Here is an 18,321-nt window from a genome sequence, read left to right as displayed (position 1 = left end):
TTCCCGCATGGAACCCCGGCGGATGGATTCCAGAGCCAAAAAGTCCAATAAATCACTGGTGGCTCGAACGAGGGGTTTGTCGTTGGTTGAGTATGAGGCGTGCCCGGCCGTCCGGGACGTCGTTCGTCGGCGCAGCAGGAACCAGGAGGAACACCGTGCCCCTCGCCCGTACCGTCCCCCTGCACCGGGTGGAAGCCCCGGTGCCGGGGCCGCCTCGGCTCATCGAACTGCCGAACGGCACACCGGTCTGGCTCGTCACCCGGTACGACGACGTGCACCAGGTCCTGACCGATCCCCGCTTCGGGCGCTCACCGGTCCACGCACCTGACGCACCGCCGGTCGTCGACGGCCCGAGCCTGCTGGACAGCCGCGATTCCATGGGACGGCAGGACGGCGACGCGCACCTGCGCCTGCGACGGGCCGTCGGCCGGGCCTTCACTCCGCGAGCGGTCGAGCACATGCGGCCCTGGGTGGCCGGGGTCGTGGACCAGCTGCTCGACGGTTTCGTCGAGCAGGGGCCGCCCGCCGATCTCGTCACCGACTACGCCCTGCCCCTGCCCTGCATGGTCATTCACCGACTGCTGGCCGTCGACGACGTTCCCACCGAGCGGCTGCTCCGCTGGGCCGAACATGCCTTCGCCGGGGCCACCGCAGCACCGGAAGAGGGCGAGTGCGCCCGGCGCGAACTGGCCGACTTCGCCACCGCGCTGATCACCGCCAGACGCAGCAAACCGGGTGACGACCTGGTCAGTTCCGTGGTCCGGGCCACCGGCCGCGAGGGCGGCATCCCCGAGGCCATGCTGGTCAACCTGATCTCCACCATGATCGTCGGCGGTCACGACACCACCATGACCATGCTCAGCAACTCCCTTCTCTACCTGCTGACCGAACAGCCCGGAGCCTGGGCCCGGCTGGGTGCCGACGAACAGGCGGCCGAGGCCCTCACCGAACGCCTGCTCCACCTGATTCCACTCGGCGACCGCGAGGAGCGCCCCGGCCACGTCCTCGCCGCCACCGCGGACATCCTGCTCAGCGGCGTGATGATCCGCACCGGCGACCTCGTCACGACCGACCATGTCGCCGCCAACCGCGACCCGGCGGCCTTCCCGGGCAACCCCCACGACGATCTGTTCGCGCCTTTGCCGAAACCCTCCCTCGCCTTCGGCGCGGGCCGGCACTACTGCCTGGGAACCTGGCTCGCCCGGGCCGAACTCCAGCTCGCCCTCCACCGCCTCGCCGACCGCCTGCCCGCCCTGCGCCTCACCATCACCGCCGACGACATCAGGTGGCGGCACGGGACCGTCACCCGCAGCCCTCTACACCTGCCCGCGGCCTGGTGACAGGCAACCGCCGAGGTTCCCCACGCCGGTCCGGAAGCGCGCGGGTGCCCGGCTCTGCCGCGCAGCCCGCGCCCCACTCCTGGGCCTGCGGCACCCCGCGGGGACGGCCAGGGCCGGCACCGCATCGTGGCGCCAACGCAGGTCGAACCCAGGCCAACGGACGGACCCGTGGGGGTGAGGGAGTTCCAGCCCACCGAGCGGCTCCCGAACCCATCGACACTGGCCACGGCAAGACCCCGTGAAGTGACGTCCGAAGCCGCCGACAAACGGCTCCCGTGAGAAGTTGAGCCGGAACCGTTGTCAGTGAACGAAGCCACCGCGCTCGCCCAACGGTCTGGTGGCGGGTGCGGACCAGGGAGTCGAGGCCGGATTTCTCCCCACTCCGTCGGCGAGTCCGGGGGCCCACAGATCCCCGCGCATGCCGCCCAGCTCGCGTGGTACCCGGCCGTCCCAGCTTGTCGTGATGGAACGCCGAGCCAGATCAGTTCACCAGGGCGCGACGGTGAGCTTCCCGGAGGATCCGATCGGCGGTCTCCTCGGAAGTGAGCGCCGCGGTGTCGAACCACCACCCGGCATCGCCGAGCTCGCGCTTCATATCGGCCTCGAGATCTTCGTAACCGTCGAAGTGGAACCGCTCCCGTGGATCACGGAGGGTGTTGCGGTACCGGCACGCCTCGATGCCCGGTGCGAGGACGACGAACAGGACCTGCCGGGCCGGGAGGAGAGAGATGAAGAAGTCCAGCTGCGCGCGGTCGGGGATCACCCAGTCGATCACGGGTGTGAAGCCGGCGTCGGAGAGGTTGTTCGCCAGCGTGCAGAGATTGCGGTTGCACAGCTTCACCTGGCGCGCCGCCTCGTCGGCAGGCTCGCCGAGGGCTCCGACGCGACCACCGACGACCAGCCTGCTGATGAAGTCGCCGTCGAGCCGGGCGGAGCGTGGCAGGCGCTCGGCCACGTGCCTGGTCACCGTCGACTTCCCGGCCCCCGGCATCCCTGTCACGATCAGGCAGTCCGGCGTCTCAGCAGTGATCACACCCGTCAGCATGTCAACGTGCCTGGCGGTCGGCAATCGTATTTGCCCTCGGCCGAGGCGGCGACCGGAAGCGATCACTTCGCCCCGTTCGTCAAGGCGTTCCCACAGCTCGGGGCTCACCCCGGGGCGACTCGGTGGACTCCCTGTGAATCACGGCGGGACAACCAGGAGAAATACCCGCTTTCCATAGCTTTTGTCCCCGGGGTGGCCGTCACGCTTCACAGAAAGCTCCCAGGACCTCTCCGGGAGCGATCAGGGTGGGCTGACAGCGTCGGTGCCGCACCGACGTGACGGACCCGGTCCTCGGCCGCCTCTTCCCCTTCCCCGGAAAGGGAAACGAGGCGAACGCCCGTCGGTCTTCCGATAAGCCTCGATCGACGTGGAGCCTTTGCTGTGGCCTCATTCCTTTCCCGGCTGGGCCGGTTCTCCTTCCGGAGGCGCTGGCTGGTCGCGTTGCTGTGGGTGGTCCTGCTCGTGGGGGCGGGGGTGCTGGCCGGGAGGGCCCCCGCCGCCCCGCCCAACGACTTCTCGATGCCCGGTACGGAGGCGCAGCAGGCGTACGACCTGCTGGAGGAGAGTTTCCCGGAGCTGAACGCCGACAGCGCGACGGCCCGGGTGGTCTTCCGGGCGGAGGACGGCAAGGTCACCGACCCCGAGACGAAAGCGGCTGTCCAGGAGACGGTCCGGGAGCTCGGGAACAATCCGCAGGTCGCGCGGGTCACCGACCCGTACGCGACCCGGTCGGTGAGCAAGGACGGCTCCACCGCCTACACGCAGGTCTCCTACAAGGTGCCTTCGCCGGAACTCGAGGAGAGCTCGCGCACCGCTCTCCAGGACACCCTCGAGCAGGCCCGCTCGCAGGAACTGACCGTCGAGGCCGGCGGCAACGCCGTCAACGAGATGCCCTCCGGAGGCCGTTCCGCCGAGGCGCTGGGCCTGGCCGTGGCCGCCCTGGTGCTCGTCATCACCTTCGGCTCGCTCCTGGCGGCCGGCCTTCCGCTGCTCACCGCCATCCTCGGAGTGGGCATCAGCGCCCTGGCAATCCGGGCGCTGGCCGAGCCGCTCGGCCTCGGCTCGACGACCTCGGGCCTCGCGACCATGATCGGACTGGCCGTCGGCATCGACTACGCCCTCTTCGTGGTCTCCCGTTACCGTGCCGAACTCGCCCATGGCCGCAGCCGCGAGGAGGCGGCCGGGCACGCGGTGGGCACCGCGGGATCGGCGGTGGTGTTCGCCGGTCTGACCGTGGTCATCGCCCTCGCGGGACTGAGCGTGGTGGGCATCCCGGTACTGACGCAGATGGGCCTCGCCGCGGCCGGCGCGGTCGTCGTCGCGGTGCTGATCGCCGTCATTCTGATCCCCGCGCTGCTCGGGATCTGCGGTCGCCGGATCGGTCCTCCCCGCCCCGGGCGCCGAGGGAAGGACAAGGACGGCCTGCCGCGACCGGGCATGGGCGTGCGCTGGGCCCGGTTCGTCATCGAGCGGCCCGTCGCCACCCTCCTCGGCGGTGCCGTCCTGCTCGGCGTGATCGCGATTCCGGCCGCCTCCCTGAAGATGGGCCTGCCGGGCGACGACAGCAAGCCCGTCTCGACGACCCAGCGCCGAGCCTACGACCTGGTCGCCGAAGGCTTCGGCCCGGGCTTCAACGGCCCGCTGACGGTGGTCGTCCAGGCCGACGACGGCAGCAACGCCCAGGCGCCCGCCCAGAGCGTCGCCAAGCAGATCGGCGGCAGGAAGGACGTTGCCGCGGTGGGGCAGCCGCGACTGAGCGAGTCCGGCGACACCGCCGTACTGACCCTCGTCCCGTCCACGTCACCGGCCGGCTCGGAGACGGCCGACCTCGTCCACACGCTGCGCGACCCTGAGCTCGCGAGCAGGAGCGATGCCCGCGTGCTGGTCACCGGCACGACGGCGATGAACGTCGACGTGTCGCAGAAACTGTCAGACGCCCTGATCCCGTACCTGGGACTCGTGGTCGGCCTGGCGTTCCTACTGCTCATCGCCGTCTTCCGGTCGCTCCTCGTTCCGCTCAAGGCGGCCCTGGGCTTCCTGCTCTCGGTCCTGGCCGGCCTCGGCGCGGTGGTCGCGGTCTTCCAGTGGGGCTGGCTGGCCTCCGTCTTCGGCGTCACGGAACCAGGACCCGTGATGTCGATGATGCCGATCTTCATGGTGGGCGTCGTCTTCGGTCTCGCCATGGACTACGAGGTGTTCCTGGTGACCAGGATGCGCGAGGCGCACGTGCACGGGCAGTCGCCGTCGGACTCCGTGATCAGCGGATTCGAGCACAGTGCGCGCGTGGTGACCGCCGCTGCCGTGATCATGATTTCGGTGTTCGCCTCCTTCATGGGTTCCGACGAGCAGATGCTCAAGACCATCGGTTTCGGTCTCGCGGTCGCCGTCCTCTTCGACGCGTTCGTCGTCCGCATGGCGCTTGTACCGGCGGTCCTGGCCCTGCTCGGCCGAAGCGCCTGGCACCTGCCCCGATGGCTGGACCGGCTCGTGCCCGACCTGGACGTCGAGGGCGAGCGGCTCGCACGGGAGCCGGACGGCCCCGCGACGGCGAACCCCGAAGCGCCCGACGGCGCAGGACCGGACCCCGTCGCCGAAACCGCGGGAAGCGGGGTCGGGCCCGGCACCGGCCACTGACCCCGCCCTCCGTCAGGGCCCGCACGCCCGCACCGGGACCCACGCGTCCCGACCCCGCGTCCCCGGGGCGGCGGCCCCCTGCCGCCGCCCCGTCCTTCCCCCGCCCCCTCCACCCCTGCACGGGAGCTTGCCCATGTCCACCGCCCCGCCGCCCTCCGCTCCTCCCGGCTCGCCCTGGCGCCACGCCCTCGAAGGAGCCCTGTCCGTCGCGACTGCCCTCGTGGCCATGTCCGCCGCCGCGTGGGCGGCGCTGACCCTGCTCGGTGCCGGCGCGTTCGCACCGGTCTCCCGCCTGGTGCCGCTGATGGTGAGCATGGCCGTCGGCGGCGGCGTCACCATGGAGTCGGCTCCCTCGGCCGAGCCCGCCGAGCCCGCCGCCGACGGCGGACTCGGCGGGCTGCTCGGCGGAGGCGGCGGCATGAGCCTCGGGCTGACCGGTGAGGCCGCGTTGACCCCGCTGACCCTGACCTTCCTGGGCATGGCCGTCCTGGCGACAGGCTTCTTCCGGCCCCTGCGCCGACGGCAGCGGCCCACCCCCGGGCTGCTGTGGGCCCGGTGCGGCGGGGCACTGCTGACCACGGCGGTGGCCTTTCCGGTCATTGCCGTGCTGGCCCGGGGCACGGCTCGACTGCCCAAGGGCGTGACCGACCGGTTCGGCAAGGGTGCGTCGTCCGGAGCGCTCAGCCGGTTCACCGGCGGCGGTGGCGGGGGAGGAGGCCTCACCAAGGGACTGTCCTCGGTGATGTTCGAGACCGATGCCGTGGCGACCGCCTTCCTCGGCCTGCTGTGGGTGGCCGCCGTCCTCGCCCTCGGCTGCCTCGCGGCCCGCCGTACGACACTGCCCCGCCCCCTCGCCCTGAGCCGGATGCGACTGAAGTGGAACGCGGTCACGTCCACCCTGACCGGGACCGCCGCCGTGCTGTGCTGCTCGCTCCTCGCCGTCGCGGTTCTGGCCGGGGCCGCCGCCCTGACCGGCCGGGACCAGGCGGCGAAGGCGGCGGGCCTGCTGCTGCTCGCCGGCCCCATCCTGATCGCCGTACTGCTCACCACCGGCCTCGGCAACTTCTGGGAGGCGGGCATGCAGCGCCTGCAGCCCGACGGCGGCGGCATGCTCGGCATGCTCGGCGGCGGGGCCCAGGGCGACACGGCGGACACGGACAAGTCCGTCGACCTCAGCGGATGGTCGGGCGCCGGCGTACCGCTGTGGCTGATCGCCATGGCGTTCATGCTGCTCCTCCTGACGATCGCCGGGTACGTGGCCGCCGCCCGCACCCCGGCGCGCACCCCCCGGGAGAACTCCGAGGCCCTGCTCGACCGCCATGTGGAGATCGCCCTGCGCATGGGCATCGCGGTCGCCGTCGCCGCCCTCGTGCTCCCTCTGGCGGCGCGAGGATCCGTGCGGATCGGCATCACCCTCATGGGCAATGAGATGGGCGGCATGGCCGCCGGTCTCGACGGCGGGCTCGGGATTTCCCCGCTCATCGGTTTCGTCCTGGCCGCCCTCGCCGCGTACGGCGGCAGCCGCCTGCAGAACCGACGGGCGCGGCGCCGTGGCCGCGGGGCGCAGCCGGCCGGCCCCGCGGTCCGACGACCCGTGGGTGCCCGGCCCACGGCCCGGGTCCCCTCCGAATCGGTCTCGTGAGCGGTGTGTGATCTCCTGGGAAGACCTTGCCAGCTCAGTCCTGTGTCCGTGAAGGCGGCGATCGACACCATGGCGGCACCCATGCCTCCCTCGCACCCCTCGGGTCGCCCCGACCGGCTGCTCGTCGTCGACGACGAGCCCACCGTCCGGGAGCTGCTGCGCACCGCGCTGCGCTACGCGGGCTTCGACGTCGACGCGGCGGCCACCGGCCAGGAGGCCCTCGACCTGGCCGCGCGGTGCACGCCCGACCTGGTCCTGCTCGACGTCATGCTCCCGGACATGGAGGGCTTCGAGGTGATCCGCCGGCTGCGGGCGCAGCCCCGCTCGCCCCGTCCCGGCCTCGGCGGTGACGTGCCGGTCCTCTTCGTCACCGCACGCGACGACCGCCAGGACCGGCTGCACGGCCTGCGCCTCGGCGGCGACGACTACGTCACCAAACCCTTCGACCTCGAAGAACTGATCGCCCGCATCCAGGCGGTACTGCGCCGCACCCGGGGCGAGCAGCCGGCCCGGCTCACCGTCGGCGACCTGGCGCTCGAACCCGACAGCCACCACGTCACCCGGGCGGGGCGGACCGTGCGGCTGTCCCCGACCGAGTTCCGCCTCCTGCACTTCCTCGTCGCCAACGCGGAACGCACCATGACGAAGAACCAGATCCTGCAGAGCGTGTGGGAGTACGACTTCGGCGGCGACCCCAGCATCGTCGACACCTACATCAGCTATCTGCGCCGCAAGGTCGACCAGGGCGAGCCCAAGCTCATCCACACCATCCGGGGTGTCGGCTACGTGATGCGCGAGCCCCGGCCATGAAGCGCCCAGGACGGTGGCCGGCCGGGCGGTGGCCGAGCAGGCTGTCCCTCCGCACCCGGCTGCTGTGCCTGTCCATCGCCCTGGTCGCGCTCGGTCTCCTCGGCACGGGCCTGATCGTCACCACGGCCCTGCGCGGCTACCTCCAGGACCGGGTCGACGACCGGCTCGTCCTGACCGGTGAGATCGCCGCCCGCCTCGCGCCGCCGACCGATGCCGACACCCCACCGGGCGTGGAGGCCCTCGGCGTCCTCGGGGACACCACCGTGACCTATCTGGACGACGACGGCGCCACGCGCAGGGCCTTCGACCCGAGCACCGCTCTCCCCGGCGGCGGGCCCGAACTTCCCGCCCTCGACCATGCGGCCGTCCTCGCCCGGGGTGGCCGTCCTTTCACCGTCCCCGCGAAGGACGACGACCACAGCTGGCGGGTCATCGCCCTGACCCAGCCAGCCCAGGTCTTCCTGCCCGAGCGCACCGAAACCGAGCGCACCGAAGCCGGGGGCAGCGTCGTCGTGGCCACCTCCCTCGACGAGGTCGACCGCACCATCACCAAGACCCGGAACCTCTCCCTGACGGTGGGGGCCGCCCTGCTTGCCCTGCTGACCGCCGCCGGCTGGTTCGCCGTACGTTCCGGACTGCGCCCCCTGACCCGTATCGAGGAGACCGCGACGGCCATCACCGCCGGTGACTACTCCCACCGGGTTCCCGAACTGACCGCCCCCCACACCGAGGTCGGCCGCCTGACCGCCTGCCTCAACCAGATGCTCACCCAGATCGACACCGCCTTCCAGGACCGTGCGGAGGCCGAGGCGAAAACCCGGCGCTTCTTCGCCGACGCCAGCCACGAACTGCGCACGCCCCTCGTGGGCATCAAGGGGTACACCGACCTCTACCGCATGGGAGCCCTGCCCACCCGCGAGGACATCGACCAGACCATGACCCGGATCGCCGCGGAGTCCGAACGCCTCACCCGGCTCGTCGAGGAGATGCTCCTCCTCGCCCGCCTGGACGAGGACATCCACCTCCCGGCCGCCCGCCCCGGCCGGGAACCGGCCTTCGCGCTCGACCTCGCCCCCATGGACCTGCGCACCCTCGCCGCCGACGCCCTCCACGACGTACGCGCCCTGGACACCACCCGCCCGGTCACCCTCACCGGCCCCGGCGGCGGCAAGCCCGCCACCGCCCCCGCGGTCGCCGACGAGGCCCGGCTCCGCCAGGTCGTCACCAACCTCATCGGCAACGCCGTCACCCACACCCCCTCCGGCACCCCCATCCGCATCGGCCTCGGCACCGTCGGCCCCCACGCCGTCCTCGAAGTCTCCGACCAGGGCCCCGGCCTCACCCCCGCCGAGCGCGAACGAGTCTTCGGCCGTTTCTACCGCACCGACGACTCCCGCACCCGCACCACCGGCGGCTCCGGCCTCGGCCTCTCCATCGCCCACGCCCTCGTCACCGCCCACGGCGGCCGCATCATCCTCGACACCGCACCCGGCCAAGGCTGCACCTTTCGCATCACGCTGCCCCTGCCCGACCCGTCACAGCACGGGATCGCCGACGAGATGACCTGAGCCGAGAAGACAGCTCGCCGACCGGGGCCCATGCGACGGGCCCCGGTCGGCGTACTGGCGCCTTCGATCGCGACGACCCAATCGAAGTCGCCTTCGGCGCCGACCCGAGCGAGCAGGGCGTGCACCCGCACCACCGGCAACCGTCCCCGCTCCGCCCCAGAAGCAGCCACAGCACCCGGCGAAGCACCATCAGGGCTGTCGTCCCGCCTCGGTGCACCGCCGGCGGGGTCTCCGCCTCCGTCACGCCCAGCCGTGCCGCGTCCCGCTCCGGGCGCAGGAAGCACACGGCGAACACACCGGCTGCCGCGACCAGCCCGGCCATCAGCAGATACGCCGAGCGGTAGCCGGCGGGCACGGAGGCACCCGCATCCACCAACCGGCCCGTGACCAGCGGGGAGAGGATTCCGGCGAGTGCGTAGACGAAGGCCGGCGCACCCAGCACCACCCCGCGCTGCCCGGCCTGCGTGATCCTGGCCACGGCCGTCTGCGAGACGGTGAGGATCACATTCGTCAGCGCCATCGGACCGACCATCAGCGCGATCTTCATGTCCACGGAGTCCACCTCGGCGAACACCGCGATCGACAGGGCGGCCACACACATCAGGAGACCCCCGCCGAGCCCCGCCGGAAGCCGGGGCGCGGCCCCGCTGGGGGAGGACCGCCGGGCCAGCAGGCCGTGGGGCAGCAGCACCACGGCGTTCCCGACGGCGGTGGCCGTCACCACCGCCCCCGCCTGCTTCGTGGTCAGCCCCGCCGCCTCGTGCAGATAGTCGGGCGCCCAGGTGAGCCCCGCCGAAAGCAGCCAGTAGGCGGCGAACGCGCCGAAGGCAGCCGTCAGCCAGGTGCCGGAGAGCAGCAGCCCGCGATGGGGGACGGTCCGGCCGGCGGTCTCGGCGCCGGGTGCCGGGGCCGCCCCCGGCGCCGGTGCGAGCAGCCCCTCCTCGCCCCATGCGTACCAGCACACCGCCCACACCAGACCGACGAGACCGACGGCGCCGAAGGCCCAGCGCCAGCCCCACGCATCGATCGCCGGGGTCAGCAGCGGGGCGGACAGCGCCACCCCGCCCGCTGCGCCGACCATCAGGACGGCGGTCGGAAGGGTCCGCTCCCGCTGCCCGAACCAGCCGTGCAGATGATGGACCGCCACCGGGGCGGCCGGCCCCTCCGCCGCCCCGAGCGGTATCCGGGTCGCCACCGGCGTCCCGAAGCCGGCGGCACCGAGCAGCATCGGCAACTGCGCCGCCGACCACAGCAGCGCCATGCCGAGCAACAGCACGGTGGTACGGACCCGGCGGGTCAGGAACGACCCCCCAGGGCGGCCAGGCTGAACAGGGCGAAGAACGAGGACTGCGCGGTGCCGAACTCGCCCCGGGTCAGCCCCAGATCGTCCCGGATCGGGCCGGCGGCCAGCCCCATGACGGTTTTGTCGGCGAAGTTCACCAGCATGAAGGCGAGCAGCAGCCACGTGGTGCCCCAGGCCCCCTGCGCGCCCGCTCCGCCACCGCGCCCGGACCGCCCGCCCGGGGCCGGCCGACGGCCCCGGGCGGCGAGGTCACCCGTCCTCCCCGGGCGCTCCGCAGCCGCACCCGTCCTCGTCCGTGACGCCGACGCTGATCATCCCGGCAGCCCGCTTCCGGCCGTCGGGGGGAGCGGGTCAGCTCGGTCTCCAGATCGGTTCCCTCCGCCACCGCGGCCGACTCCGCCGCCGCCCAGCGGAACACCCCACAGGCCATGGTCGACGTCTCGGACGCCGTCCGCTGCCCGTAGACACGTGCGCGCGCACCCGTGCCACTTCCACCTCGGCCGGGGCCGCCAGCGCGGCGGTCTCCGCCAGATGCGAGGCGAGGCGCGGCTCACCCTCCTCCAGCAGCTTCAACGCCCGCTGCGCCAGCACGGACGCGCCCCCCGCGGCGTTCGCGAACTCGGTGGCGACCGCGGCCTCCGGGGCCGGCTTGAGGTGTTCCGGGTTCTGGTCGTACCAGCCGCCCCACAACCGCCACAGATTGCGTACGACGAACTCCGGCTCGTCGTAGGCGGGGCGCAGATAAGGCTGCTCCAGCAGCTCCTGAGGCACCTGAACGCCGTGCAGCACCGCGTCGAGCCGGTGCCCGGCGTTCATCAGCTCCCTGGTCTGCTCGCAGAGCGACTCCAGAAGCCGGGCCGTGTCGTCGAGCGCCTGGTGCACCCGGTCCCTGCCGACGATCGGCACCCCGTGGCCGGGCAGCAGCAGTTCGGCGCCGAGCTCCTGCATGGCGCGCAGCGCACGGGCCCACTCCTCCGGATACCGCTGGACCTTCTGCGGATTGCCCGCGTTCGGGGTGTTCCAGATGAAGAGATCCCCGGTGCACAACGTCTTGAGCTCGGGAACCCGCACATACGTGCTGTCATCGGTCTCGCCCCTGGCGTGCACCAGCTCGAAGGTCAGATCGCCGCGCTCGACGGTCATCCGCTTGCGGTAGGTGGTGTCGGGATAGCGGTAGGTGGACGGCCAGTCCAGCGACGGTACGCCGAACTGCCTGCGGTTGATCCAGGTGTTGTAGCCCGCCGTGCTCACGTACCGGTCGAATCGGGCCGGGACCGCCTCGTGCGCGACGACCTCGGGACGGGGGCGCCCCTCTCGCCGGCGACCTGGCAGGCCGTATCCGGTCCAGGACCGACCTCCCGGTGCACACCGCGATCTACACGCACGGCCACATCGACCACGCCTTCGGCCTCGATGCCTTCCTCGTCGAGGGCCAGAACGCACCGCACGTCGTCGCACAGGAGCGCATGGCCGAGAGGTTCGACCGCTACGCGCGCAGCCCGCGGCACAACGCGACGATCAACAGCCGCCAGTTCGGCGGCCGCGACGACGATCCCACCTTCCAGGGCGAGGAGTTGCGGTTCGGCTACCCCACGCACGAACCGACGCGCTACTACCAGCGCTCCCTCGAACTCGACGTCGGCGGAACGGTATTCGAACTGCACGCCTGCCGGGGAGAGACCGACGACCACACGTGGGTCCACTGCCCCGAGCGCGGCGTGCTCTGCACCGGCGACCTGATCATCTGGGGCGTCCCCAACGCGGGCAACCCGCAGAAGGCGCAGCGCTACCCGTGGGACTGGGCCAGAGGTCTGCGGGCCATGGCGGAGACCGGCGCGGCATCGCTGTGCCCCGGACACGGCGGGCCCGTCGTGAACGATCCCGGGCTGGTCCGGCGCATCCTCCAGGACACGGCCGCCTTCCTGGAGGAGGTCGTGGACCGGACCCTGGCCGTGCTCGAAGACGGCTCGCCCCCGCACGTCGACGTCGTACGCCGGGTGAAGCTGCCGCAGTCCGAGGCGCCCTGGCTGCAACCCGTCTACGAGGAGGCCGAGTTCATCGTCCGCAATGTCATCCGCTACTACGGCGGCTGGTGGAGCGGGCGGCCGAGCGAACTCAAACCGGCCCCGCGCGAGCAGGTCGCGGCCGAGCTCGCGGCCCTGGGCGGCGGCCCCGGCACGCTCCTCGCCCGCGCCGTCGAACTCGCCCCCACAACATGCCCCTGGCCTGCCATCTCGCGGACTACGCCCTGGAAGCGGCCCCCGACGACCCCGCCATCGCCGAGGGAGTGGCCGCCCTCTACACCGAGCGCGGCGCCCGGCAGACCAGCCTGATGGCGACGAACCTCTACCGGTCCGCGGCCGCCGGCGCGCTGAGCCGCTTTCCTTCCTCGTAGATTTCGGCATGGCTGCTTTCCGCAAGCAATACGGGTGCGGAAATCGGCTCTCAGGAAACTCCCGGGAATCACTCCGGAGCCCGCCGGCCTATTGCACCTGGATGACGAGCAGGGCGATGTCGTCGTTGCGGGGTGCGTACTGGGTGGCGTGCCGGACGAGATTGTCGGCGAGGGCCTCCGCCGTCTTGCCCGGGGCCTGCGCGAGATGCTCGGCGAGGTCGGCGATGGCGTCCTCGATGTCCACCCCGGGAGTTTCGACGAGGCCGTCGGTGTAGAGAGCGAGCACGGTACCGGGCGGCAAGGCGATTTCGCTGGTCGTGTAGTCGGCGCCCGGATCGATGCCGAGCACGGTGCCGGGTGACAGGTCGAGGACTTCGGTGTGCCCGTCGGGATGGCGCAGGAGCGGCGGAGGGTGGCCGGCGGTGGCCAGGCGGGCCCGGTGGTGTTCCAGGTCGAGGTGGATGTAGACGCAACTGGTGAACAGGCCCGGATCCAGGTCGGTGAGCAGGCGGTTGGTACGGGCGAGGACTTCGCCGGGGGAGGCGCCGGCGGTGGCGTGGACTGCGGTTCGGACCTGTCCCATGAGGGCGGCGGCGTTGACGTTGTGACCCTGCACGTCACCGATGGTGGCGGCGGCGTTCGTTCCGTCGAGGCGGATGAGGTCGTAGAAGTCGCCGCCGATGTTCACGCCGTGGGTGGTCGGGAGATAGCGGGCGGCCGGCTCCAGCCCGGGGACCGAGGGCAGGGCGCGAGGCAGCAGGGCGGCCTGCAGGCTGTGGGCGAGCTGGTACTGGGCGTCGTAGAGGCGGGCGCGTTCCAGGGACTGGGCGACCAGGCCGGCGAGCGAGGTGAGGATGGCACGTTCTTCTGTGGCGAAGGGGTGGGGCCGGTCGTAGGCGAGCACCATCGAGCCGACGGTGCGGCCCGAGACGGTGAGGGGCAGGAAGGCCCAGGCGGCCATGTCGTCCTGCAGGGTGGCGGAGGGATAAGCGCTCTGGAGATCCTCGAAGGTGGAGTAGAAGGCAGGGATGCCGGTGGCCAGCACGCGCGCGGCGGGGGTGTGCGAGGTCAGGGGAGCGGCGTCGAAGCGGTCCGTGAGTTCGGTGTGGTAGCCGCGATGACCGATGATCCGCAGCCGGCCCTCCTCCGCGGTCATCAGGGCGAGGGCCTGGACACCGAAAGCGGGCATGATCTGGCGGGGGACCTGGTCGACCACGTCCTGCACGCCGACGGCTTCGGTGAGTGTCGCGGCCAGGTGCAGCAGGTAGAAGAAGTACCTCGCTCGGTTCGCCGGAGTCGACGACGCGGCGTACTGCGCCTTCGGAGCGTTCTCGGCACGGCCCGTGGGGGCAGGAGTGATACGGATACTGATGCCGGAGGCATCCGGATGGAGCTGGAAGGACAACCAGTGGTCCGGCGGGCGCCGGGCGGTGAAGGACGTGGCTTGGCGGCTGATCACCGCGGACCGGTAACGGTCTTCGAAAAGCGGGTCGTCCAGCCAGGGCAGCGCTTCCCAGGGGAGCGCGCCCAGCAGGTCGGGGATGTCCGCTCCGACCAGTTCTGCAGCGGCAGCGGTGATGAAGGAGATCCGGCCTTCCGGGTCCAGCGCCAAGCAGCCCTCCGGCAGGCGCTCGGCAAAGTCGGCTGCGGCCATTGCCTCGCCCGGACAGGGAGTGTAGGGGCGGGGGGTCGGCAGTACTCGCGGCTCCGGTCCGGGGAGCACCGGGCGGCCCCTGTCGGCGGCCTGCCACAGGAGAAGCCCGGTGTGGCGGCAGAAGACATCGATCGCCGCACGCTCGTGCTCGGACAGCTGCGGCGGATGTGAACCCGGCCAGATCAGCACCAGTCCGCCCCGGTCGGTATCGCCCGTGGTGATCGGGGCTGCGGCTGTCGCAAAGTGGTACGGCAGCACGAGCGCGGGCCTCGGGTAGAGGCGTGCCATCTCTTCGCGGCTGCTGATCCACACCACGCGTCGCTCGCGTACGGCTTCGGCCACCGGGACCGGGGCCCCCGGCTTCACCTCTGCCCAGGGTGCGACGATCTGCGGCGGGATTCCCGTCAGCACGGCCATGCGCAGTACTGTGTCGCCCGGCGGGAGCAGGTACACCGCGCCCACGGACGCACCGGTCTTCTGTACGACCCGGTGCAGAGCGGGGTCCAGCAACTCCAGGCCCGAACCTGATGCGGGGGTGAAGGTCGCCTCTCGCACGTTCCCACCATTCCTCGGCGACACCGGACCGGGCCCTCACCCGACCGCAGGGGTTTCGGGCCGTTTCAGCTCTGATGCCGAGGTCGGTGCCGCTCCTGGCTGACCACCTGCCGATGCCGACGATGGTGCGCCTCACCAGCCATACCGGGCATTACGCATATATCGACAATACGCGCCATGCCTGTCGTGGTCGCTGCCGACGTACGGCGCCACACGAACCCGCCCGGCCCGCCCCTGTACGAACGGGCTCGTCGGCAGGCGCGGTCGCCGCGTGCTCTCGGTCGGAGCGGTGCATGAGAACAGTGGTGACGACCCGTAGCGGTCGAGGCAGGGGCCCGGCATGAGGTTCGCGCGGCCTTGGGGAAGCAGCGAGACACGGGGAAGCCGGGACCTCGGCCCGCTCCCTCCTTACGAGGGGAGCGAGAAGGGGGAACTCGCCGAGGCGCCCGTCGACGAGTGCGAGGGCATGCCACCCCACCGCTTGGGATCTCATACAACAGCCGACCGTGGCTCCTCCGACATCTCCGCTACTTTCCGTGTCCGGCCGGCTGCCTTCCGGTGACGAGAAGCCGGGTGGAGCGACTCCGGTGACGGGAAGTCGTGGGGAGCGACGTGGAGCCCGGCGCACCGGCCGGACCATGGCGGGCCCTTGGCCTGAGAACCGCACTTGCGCGGCTCTGCTGATGTACTGGGACAGCACCACGATGCCGTCCGCGATCAGCACCACCTCTCTGGTGAGAGTGGCTCCGTAGGCGGGAACGAGGAACGCTCGTTGTCGAGTACGGAGAGCATCCGCACAGCTGTGCAGCAGAGGCGGATGACGCGGCCGACTGGCATTCACGACTACCAGGGGGCCTCCGCAACGTCGACGTACAGCGTCACCGTCGCGAAGAAGGACCCCGTGGTGAGACGCTCCGGCCATATCTGGCCCCCGCCCGCTGGGCTCCGCCGAGGCGCTGCCGCAGGCGGCGCTGATGGGCCGGGGGAGGCGGTGCTGCCGCTTGATGGCCACCGGCCTGTCCAACCCGGAGATCGCGGTGTCGTGCAGGGCGATCCCGGAGACGGTGAAGACGCACTTCGGGAACGTGCTGACCAAGCTCGGCACGCAGAACCGGACCCACCCGATGGTGATCGCATACGAGACCGGCACGACCATGCCAGGGGTCACGGACTGACGCGACATCAGGTGACCTGACCCGGCCTGTCCGTGCCACTGAACCAGCATCCGGGGCAGTCCCCGCTCGGGATGTCTCCCCACCCCGGGGCAGGCCCGGCTGTGGGAACTCGGGGAGTTACCCGCCCGCACGGTGGGAGAAGCCTGCCGTGCAGGAGTTTCGGGAGGCCCCGCCGATGCCCTGGTCCTCCTCGGCACCACCCTGTGCACGCAGTGGGCGCACCGGTCGTCCCGGCTATGCGGAGTTTCCGTCGCCGCGCGGGTTGCCGGCCGCCGCGCGGGCGGTGACCAGCCCCGATTCGTAGGCCGCGATGACCGCCTGGGTGCGGTCACGGACGTCGAGCTTGCCGAAGATGCTGGTGATGTAGTTCTTGACCGTGGAGATGCTGATGGCCAGGGCGTGGGCGATCTCGGCGTTGTCGAGACCGATGGCCATCAGACGCCACACCTCGACCTCCCGGGGTGTGAGTTCGCCCAGGTCGGTGGGGAGCGGCTGCGACCCGCCGTGAGGGGCCCGTACGTAGGTGGAGATCAGCCGGGTGAGCAGACGCGGCGCGACGACGGCCTCGCCTGCGTGGACGGTGCGGATCGCCGCGCTCAGGTCCTCCGGCGAGCTGTCCTTGGGCAGGAACCCGCAGGCTCCGGCGCGCAGGGCGCCCACGACGTACTCGTCCATGTCGAAGGTGCTGAGGGCCAGGACCCGGCAGCCGGGCACGGTGGCGGAGAGTTCCTCGGTCGCGCCGACACCGTCGAGGACGGGCATCCGAATGTCCATCACGACGACGTCGGGGCGCAGCCGGCGGGCGAGGGCGACAGCCTGCGCGCCGTCCTCGGCCTCTCCCACGATCTCGAAGGACGGGTCGGGGGAGAGGATCAGCGACAGGCCGCGCCGGACCAGCGACTGGTCGTCCGCGATCAGCACCCTGATCCTCGGTGTGTTCGGCCGGATGTCGGTCATCGGGGTGCCCTCTCGTGCCGGACGGCTGCTTCGGCCGCCTCGTCCGTGGGCAGTGGCAGGTCGGCCACCACTGCGAATCCGCCGTCGGCCTGCGGGCCGACGGCGAGGGTGCCGCCGTGCAGGGCGACGCGCTCACGCATGCCGATCAGGCCGTAACCACCCGAGCCCACCGACGACGCCCGCTCCTGTGGCGGGGTGCTCCCACCGTCGTCCCGCACTTCGACGGTGACCCGATCCCGGCGATATGTCAGCCGTACGGACACGCGGGCGGGCCCCGCGTACTTGCGGGCGTTGGTGAGAGCTTCCTGGGTGATCCTGAACACCGTGAGGCCGACGGTCGGGGGCAGCGGGCGCTGCGGCCCGTGGACGCGGAACTCGGTCGACAGTCCGGCAAGGCGGGATTCGACCACCAGACGGTCGAGGTCGTCGATGTTCGGCTGGGGCTGCGACGGCGCGGAGTCCGGTTCGTCACCGGCCCGCAGCACATCGAGGAGCTGGCGCATCTCGCGCAGGGCGAGCCGTCCGGAGGATTCCAGGGTGACCAGGGCATCCCGGGCCACCTCCGGCCGGGCGAGGTTGGCCCGGGCTCCGCCGGACATCAGCTGCATGGTGGTGATGTGGTGGGCCACGATGTCGTGCAGCTCCCGTGCGATGCGGCGGCGTTCGTCGGCCACCGCACGGTCGGCGAGAAGTCGGCGGTTCGCCGCCACCTCCCGCTGCCAGCGGTTGACCGCCATGGCGGTGCCGACGACGATCAGGGCGGAGAGGGGCGTGACAGCGGCATCCTGCCAGGGCGGAATCCGGCCGTGACTCTGGCTCAGCAACGTCAGCGACACCGTCGCGACGGCCGCGACCGCTGTTACCCGGCCGGTGCAGGCCCTGGCGACCGAGTACAGGGCGACCAGCAGGACGGCACCGAAGTGTCTGGGCAGCGGCGCGGTCAGGGTGGCCGTCGTGTCGAGTGCCAATACGGCAGCGAGCGCCACCACCGGGTGGCTGCGCCGGACGAGCAACGGCAGTGCTGCCAGCGCGACGAGGAGGAACCCGGCCACGCTCACGGCGTATCGGCCGGCGGGGTCGTCGAAGAACACGTAGCTGAGCAGGTTCATCGCGCAAGCCCCGCCGGTCACGAGCGCGTCGTTGCGGGACCACGGCGGCCCGGCGCCGTCGATGTGCAGCGACTCCCGGGCATCGCCGGGCCCGATGTGTCGGCGCCTGCGCATGTCTGTTCTCCTCGTGTCCG

The 18,321-nt window shown here is 71.6% G+C and carries 14 protein-coding genes; 7 read left to right on the top strand and 7 right to left on the bottom strand.

Going from position 1 to position 18,321, the window contains the following annotated elements; all coding sequences use genetic code 11:
* Positions 1-155 precede the first annotated feature (155 nt).
* Positions 156-1,340, top strand: coding sequence for a cytochrome P450 (locus OCT49_RS00940; protein ID WP_283849967.1), 1,185 nt, complete (start codon positions 156-158; stop codon positions 1,338-1,340).
* Between the two features lie 481 nt (positions 1,341-1,821).
* On the opposite strand, the gene OCT49_RS00935 is transcribed toward OCT49_RS00940, so the two are convergent.
* Positions 1,822-2,493: an AAA family ATPase gene (locus tag OCT49_RS00935; RefSeq protein WP_283849966.1), complete on the bottom strand. Its 672-nt coding sequence runs from the start codon at positions 2,491-2,493 to the stop codon at positions 1,822-1,824.
* Between the two features lie 273 nt (positions 2,494-2,766).
* Here OCT49_RS00935 and OCT49_RS00930 point away from each other — a divergent pair, with 273 nt between their 5' ends.
* From OCT49_RS00930 to OCT49_RS00915, 4 genes are all read left to right on the top strand, one after another.
* Positions 2,767-5,019, top strand: a complete 2,253-nt coding sequence (locus tag OCT49_RS00930) for an MMPL family transporter (protein WP_283849965.1) — start codon at positions 2,767-2,769, stop codon at positions 5,017-5,019.
* A gap of 133 nt (positions 5,020-5,152) precedes the next feature.
* The gene (locus tag OCT49_RS00925) at positions 5,153-6,661 is read left to right on the top strand and encodes a streptophobe family protein (RefSeq protein WP_283849964.1); all 1,509 of its coding nucleotides are present in this window, start codon (positions 5,153-5,155) and stop codon (positions 6,659-6,661) included.
* A 69-nt stretch (positions 6,662-6,730) separates the two neighbouring features.
* Positions 6,731-7,471, top strand: coding sequence for a response regulator transcription factor (locus OCT49_RS00920; RefSeq protein WP_283855631.1), 741 nt, complete (start codon positions 6,731-6,733; stop codon positions 7,469-7,471).
* Positions 7,468-9,039, top strand: a complete 1,572-nt coding sequence (locus tag OCT49_RS00915) for a sensor histidine kinase (RefSeq protein ID WP_283849963.1) — start codon at positions 7,468-7,470, stop codon at positions 9,037-9,039. Before OCT49_RS00920 ends, OCT49_RS00915 begins: the two co-directional genes overlap by 4 nt.
* Here OCT49_RS00915 and OCT49_RS00910 read toward each other — a convergent pair.
* From OCT49_RS00910 to OCT49_RS00900, 3 genes are all read right to left on the bottom strand, one after another.
* Positions 8,984-10,315, bottom strand: coding sequence for an MFS transporter (locus OCT49_RS00910; RefSeq protein ID WP_283849962.1), 1,332 nt, complete (start codon positions 10,313-10,315; stop codon positions 8,984-8,986). The two genes, OCT49_RS00915 and OCT49_RS00910, sit on opposite strands and share 56 nt — an antisense overlap.
* A gap of 20 nt (positions 10,316-10,335) precedes the next feature.
* A complete protein-coding gene (locus OCT49_RS00905; protein ID WP_283849961.1) occupies positions 10,336-10,485 on the bottom strand; it encodes a hypothetical protein in 150 nt (49 codons plus the stop codon).
* A 208-nt stretch (positions 10,486-10,693) separates the two neighbouring features.
* Positions 10,694-11,593 (bottom strand): alkyl sulfatase dimerization domain-containing protein, encoded by a 900-nt coding sequence (locus OCT49_RS00900; protein ID WP_283849960.1) that lies wholly within the window; start codon positions 11,591-11,593, stop codon positions 10,694-10,696.
* Between the two features lie 11 nt (positions 11,594-11,604).
* Here OCT49_RS00900 and OCT49_RS00895 point away from each other — a divergent pair, with 11 nt between their 5' ends.
* Positions 11,605-12,675 carry an alkyl sulfatase dimerization domain-containing protein gene (locus OCT49_RS00895; protein WP_349632821.1) on the top strand — a complete coding sequence of 357 codons (1,071 nt, stop codon included), beginning with the start codon at positions 11,605-11,607 and terminating at the stop codon, positions 12,673-12,675.
* A gap of 150 nt (positions 12,676-12,825) precedes the next feature.
* Here OCT49_RS00895 and OCT49_RS00890 read toward each other — a convergent pair whose 3' ends face one another.
* Positions 12,826-14,946 carry a SpoIIE family protein phosphatase gene (locus OCT49_RS00890; protein ID WP_283849959.1) on the bottom strand — a complete coding sequence of 707 codons (2,121 nt, stop codon included), beginning with the start codon at positions 14,944-14,946 and terminating at the stop codon, positions 12,826-12,828.
* Between the two features lie 974 nt (positions 14,947-15,920).
* On the opposite strand from OCT49_RS00890, the gene OCT49_RS00885 reads away from it, so the two are divergent.
* On the top strand, positions 15,921-16,121 hold the full coding sequence (locus tag OCT49_RS00885) for a response regulator transcription factor (protein WP_502963321.1): 201 nt from the start codon (positions 15,921-15,923) through the stop codon (positions 16,119-16,121).
* A 234-nt stretch (positions 16,122-16,355) separates the two neighbouring features.
* Here OCT49_RS00885 and OCT49_RS00880 read toward each other — a convergent pair whose 3' ends face one another.
* Both OCT49_RS00880 and OCT49_RS00875 read right to left on the bottom strand, forming a co-directional pair.
* The gene (locus OCT49_RS00880) at positions 16,356-17,078 is read right to left on the bottom strand and encodes a response regulator transcription factor (RefSeq protein ID WP_283849958.1); all 723 of its coding nucleotides are present in this window, start codon (positions 17,076-17,078) and stop codon (positions 16,356-16,358) included.
* Positions 17,075-18,301: a sensor histidine kinase gene (locus OCT49_RS00875; protein ID WP_283849957.1), complete on the bottom strand. Its 1,227-nt coding sequence runs from the start codon at positions 18,299-18,301 to the stop codon at positions 17,075-17,077. The genes OCT49_RS00880 and OCT49_RS00875 overlap by 4 nt, the downstream gene beginning before the upstream one ends.
* Positions 18,302-18,321 lie beyond the last annotated feature (20 nt).

Origin of the sequence: Streptomyces sp. ML-6 (assembly GCF_030116705.1) — a bacterium.
Classification (GTDB): domain Bacteria; phylum Actinomycetota; class Actinomycetes; order Streptomycetales; family Streptomycetaceae; genus Streptomyces.
This window is presented reverse-complemented; position numbering and strand designations above follow the sequence as displayed.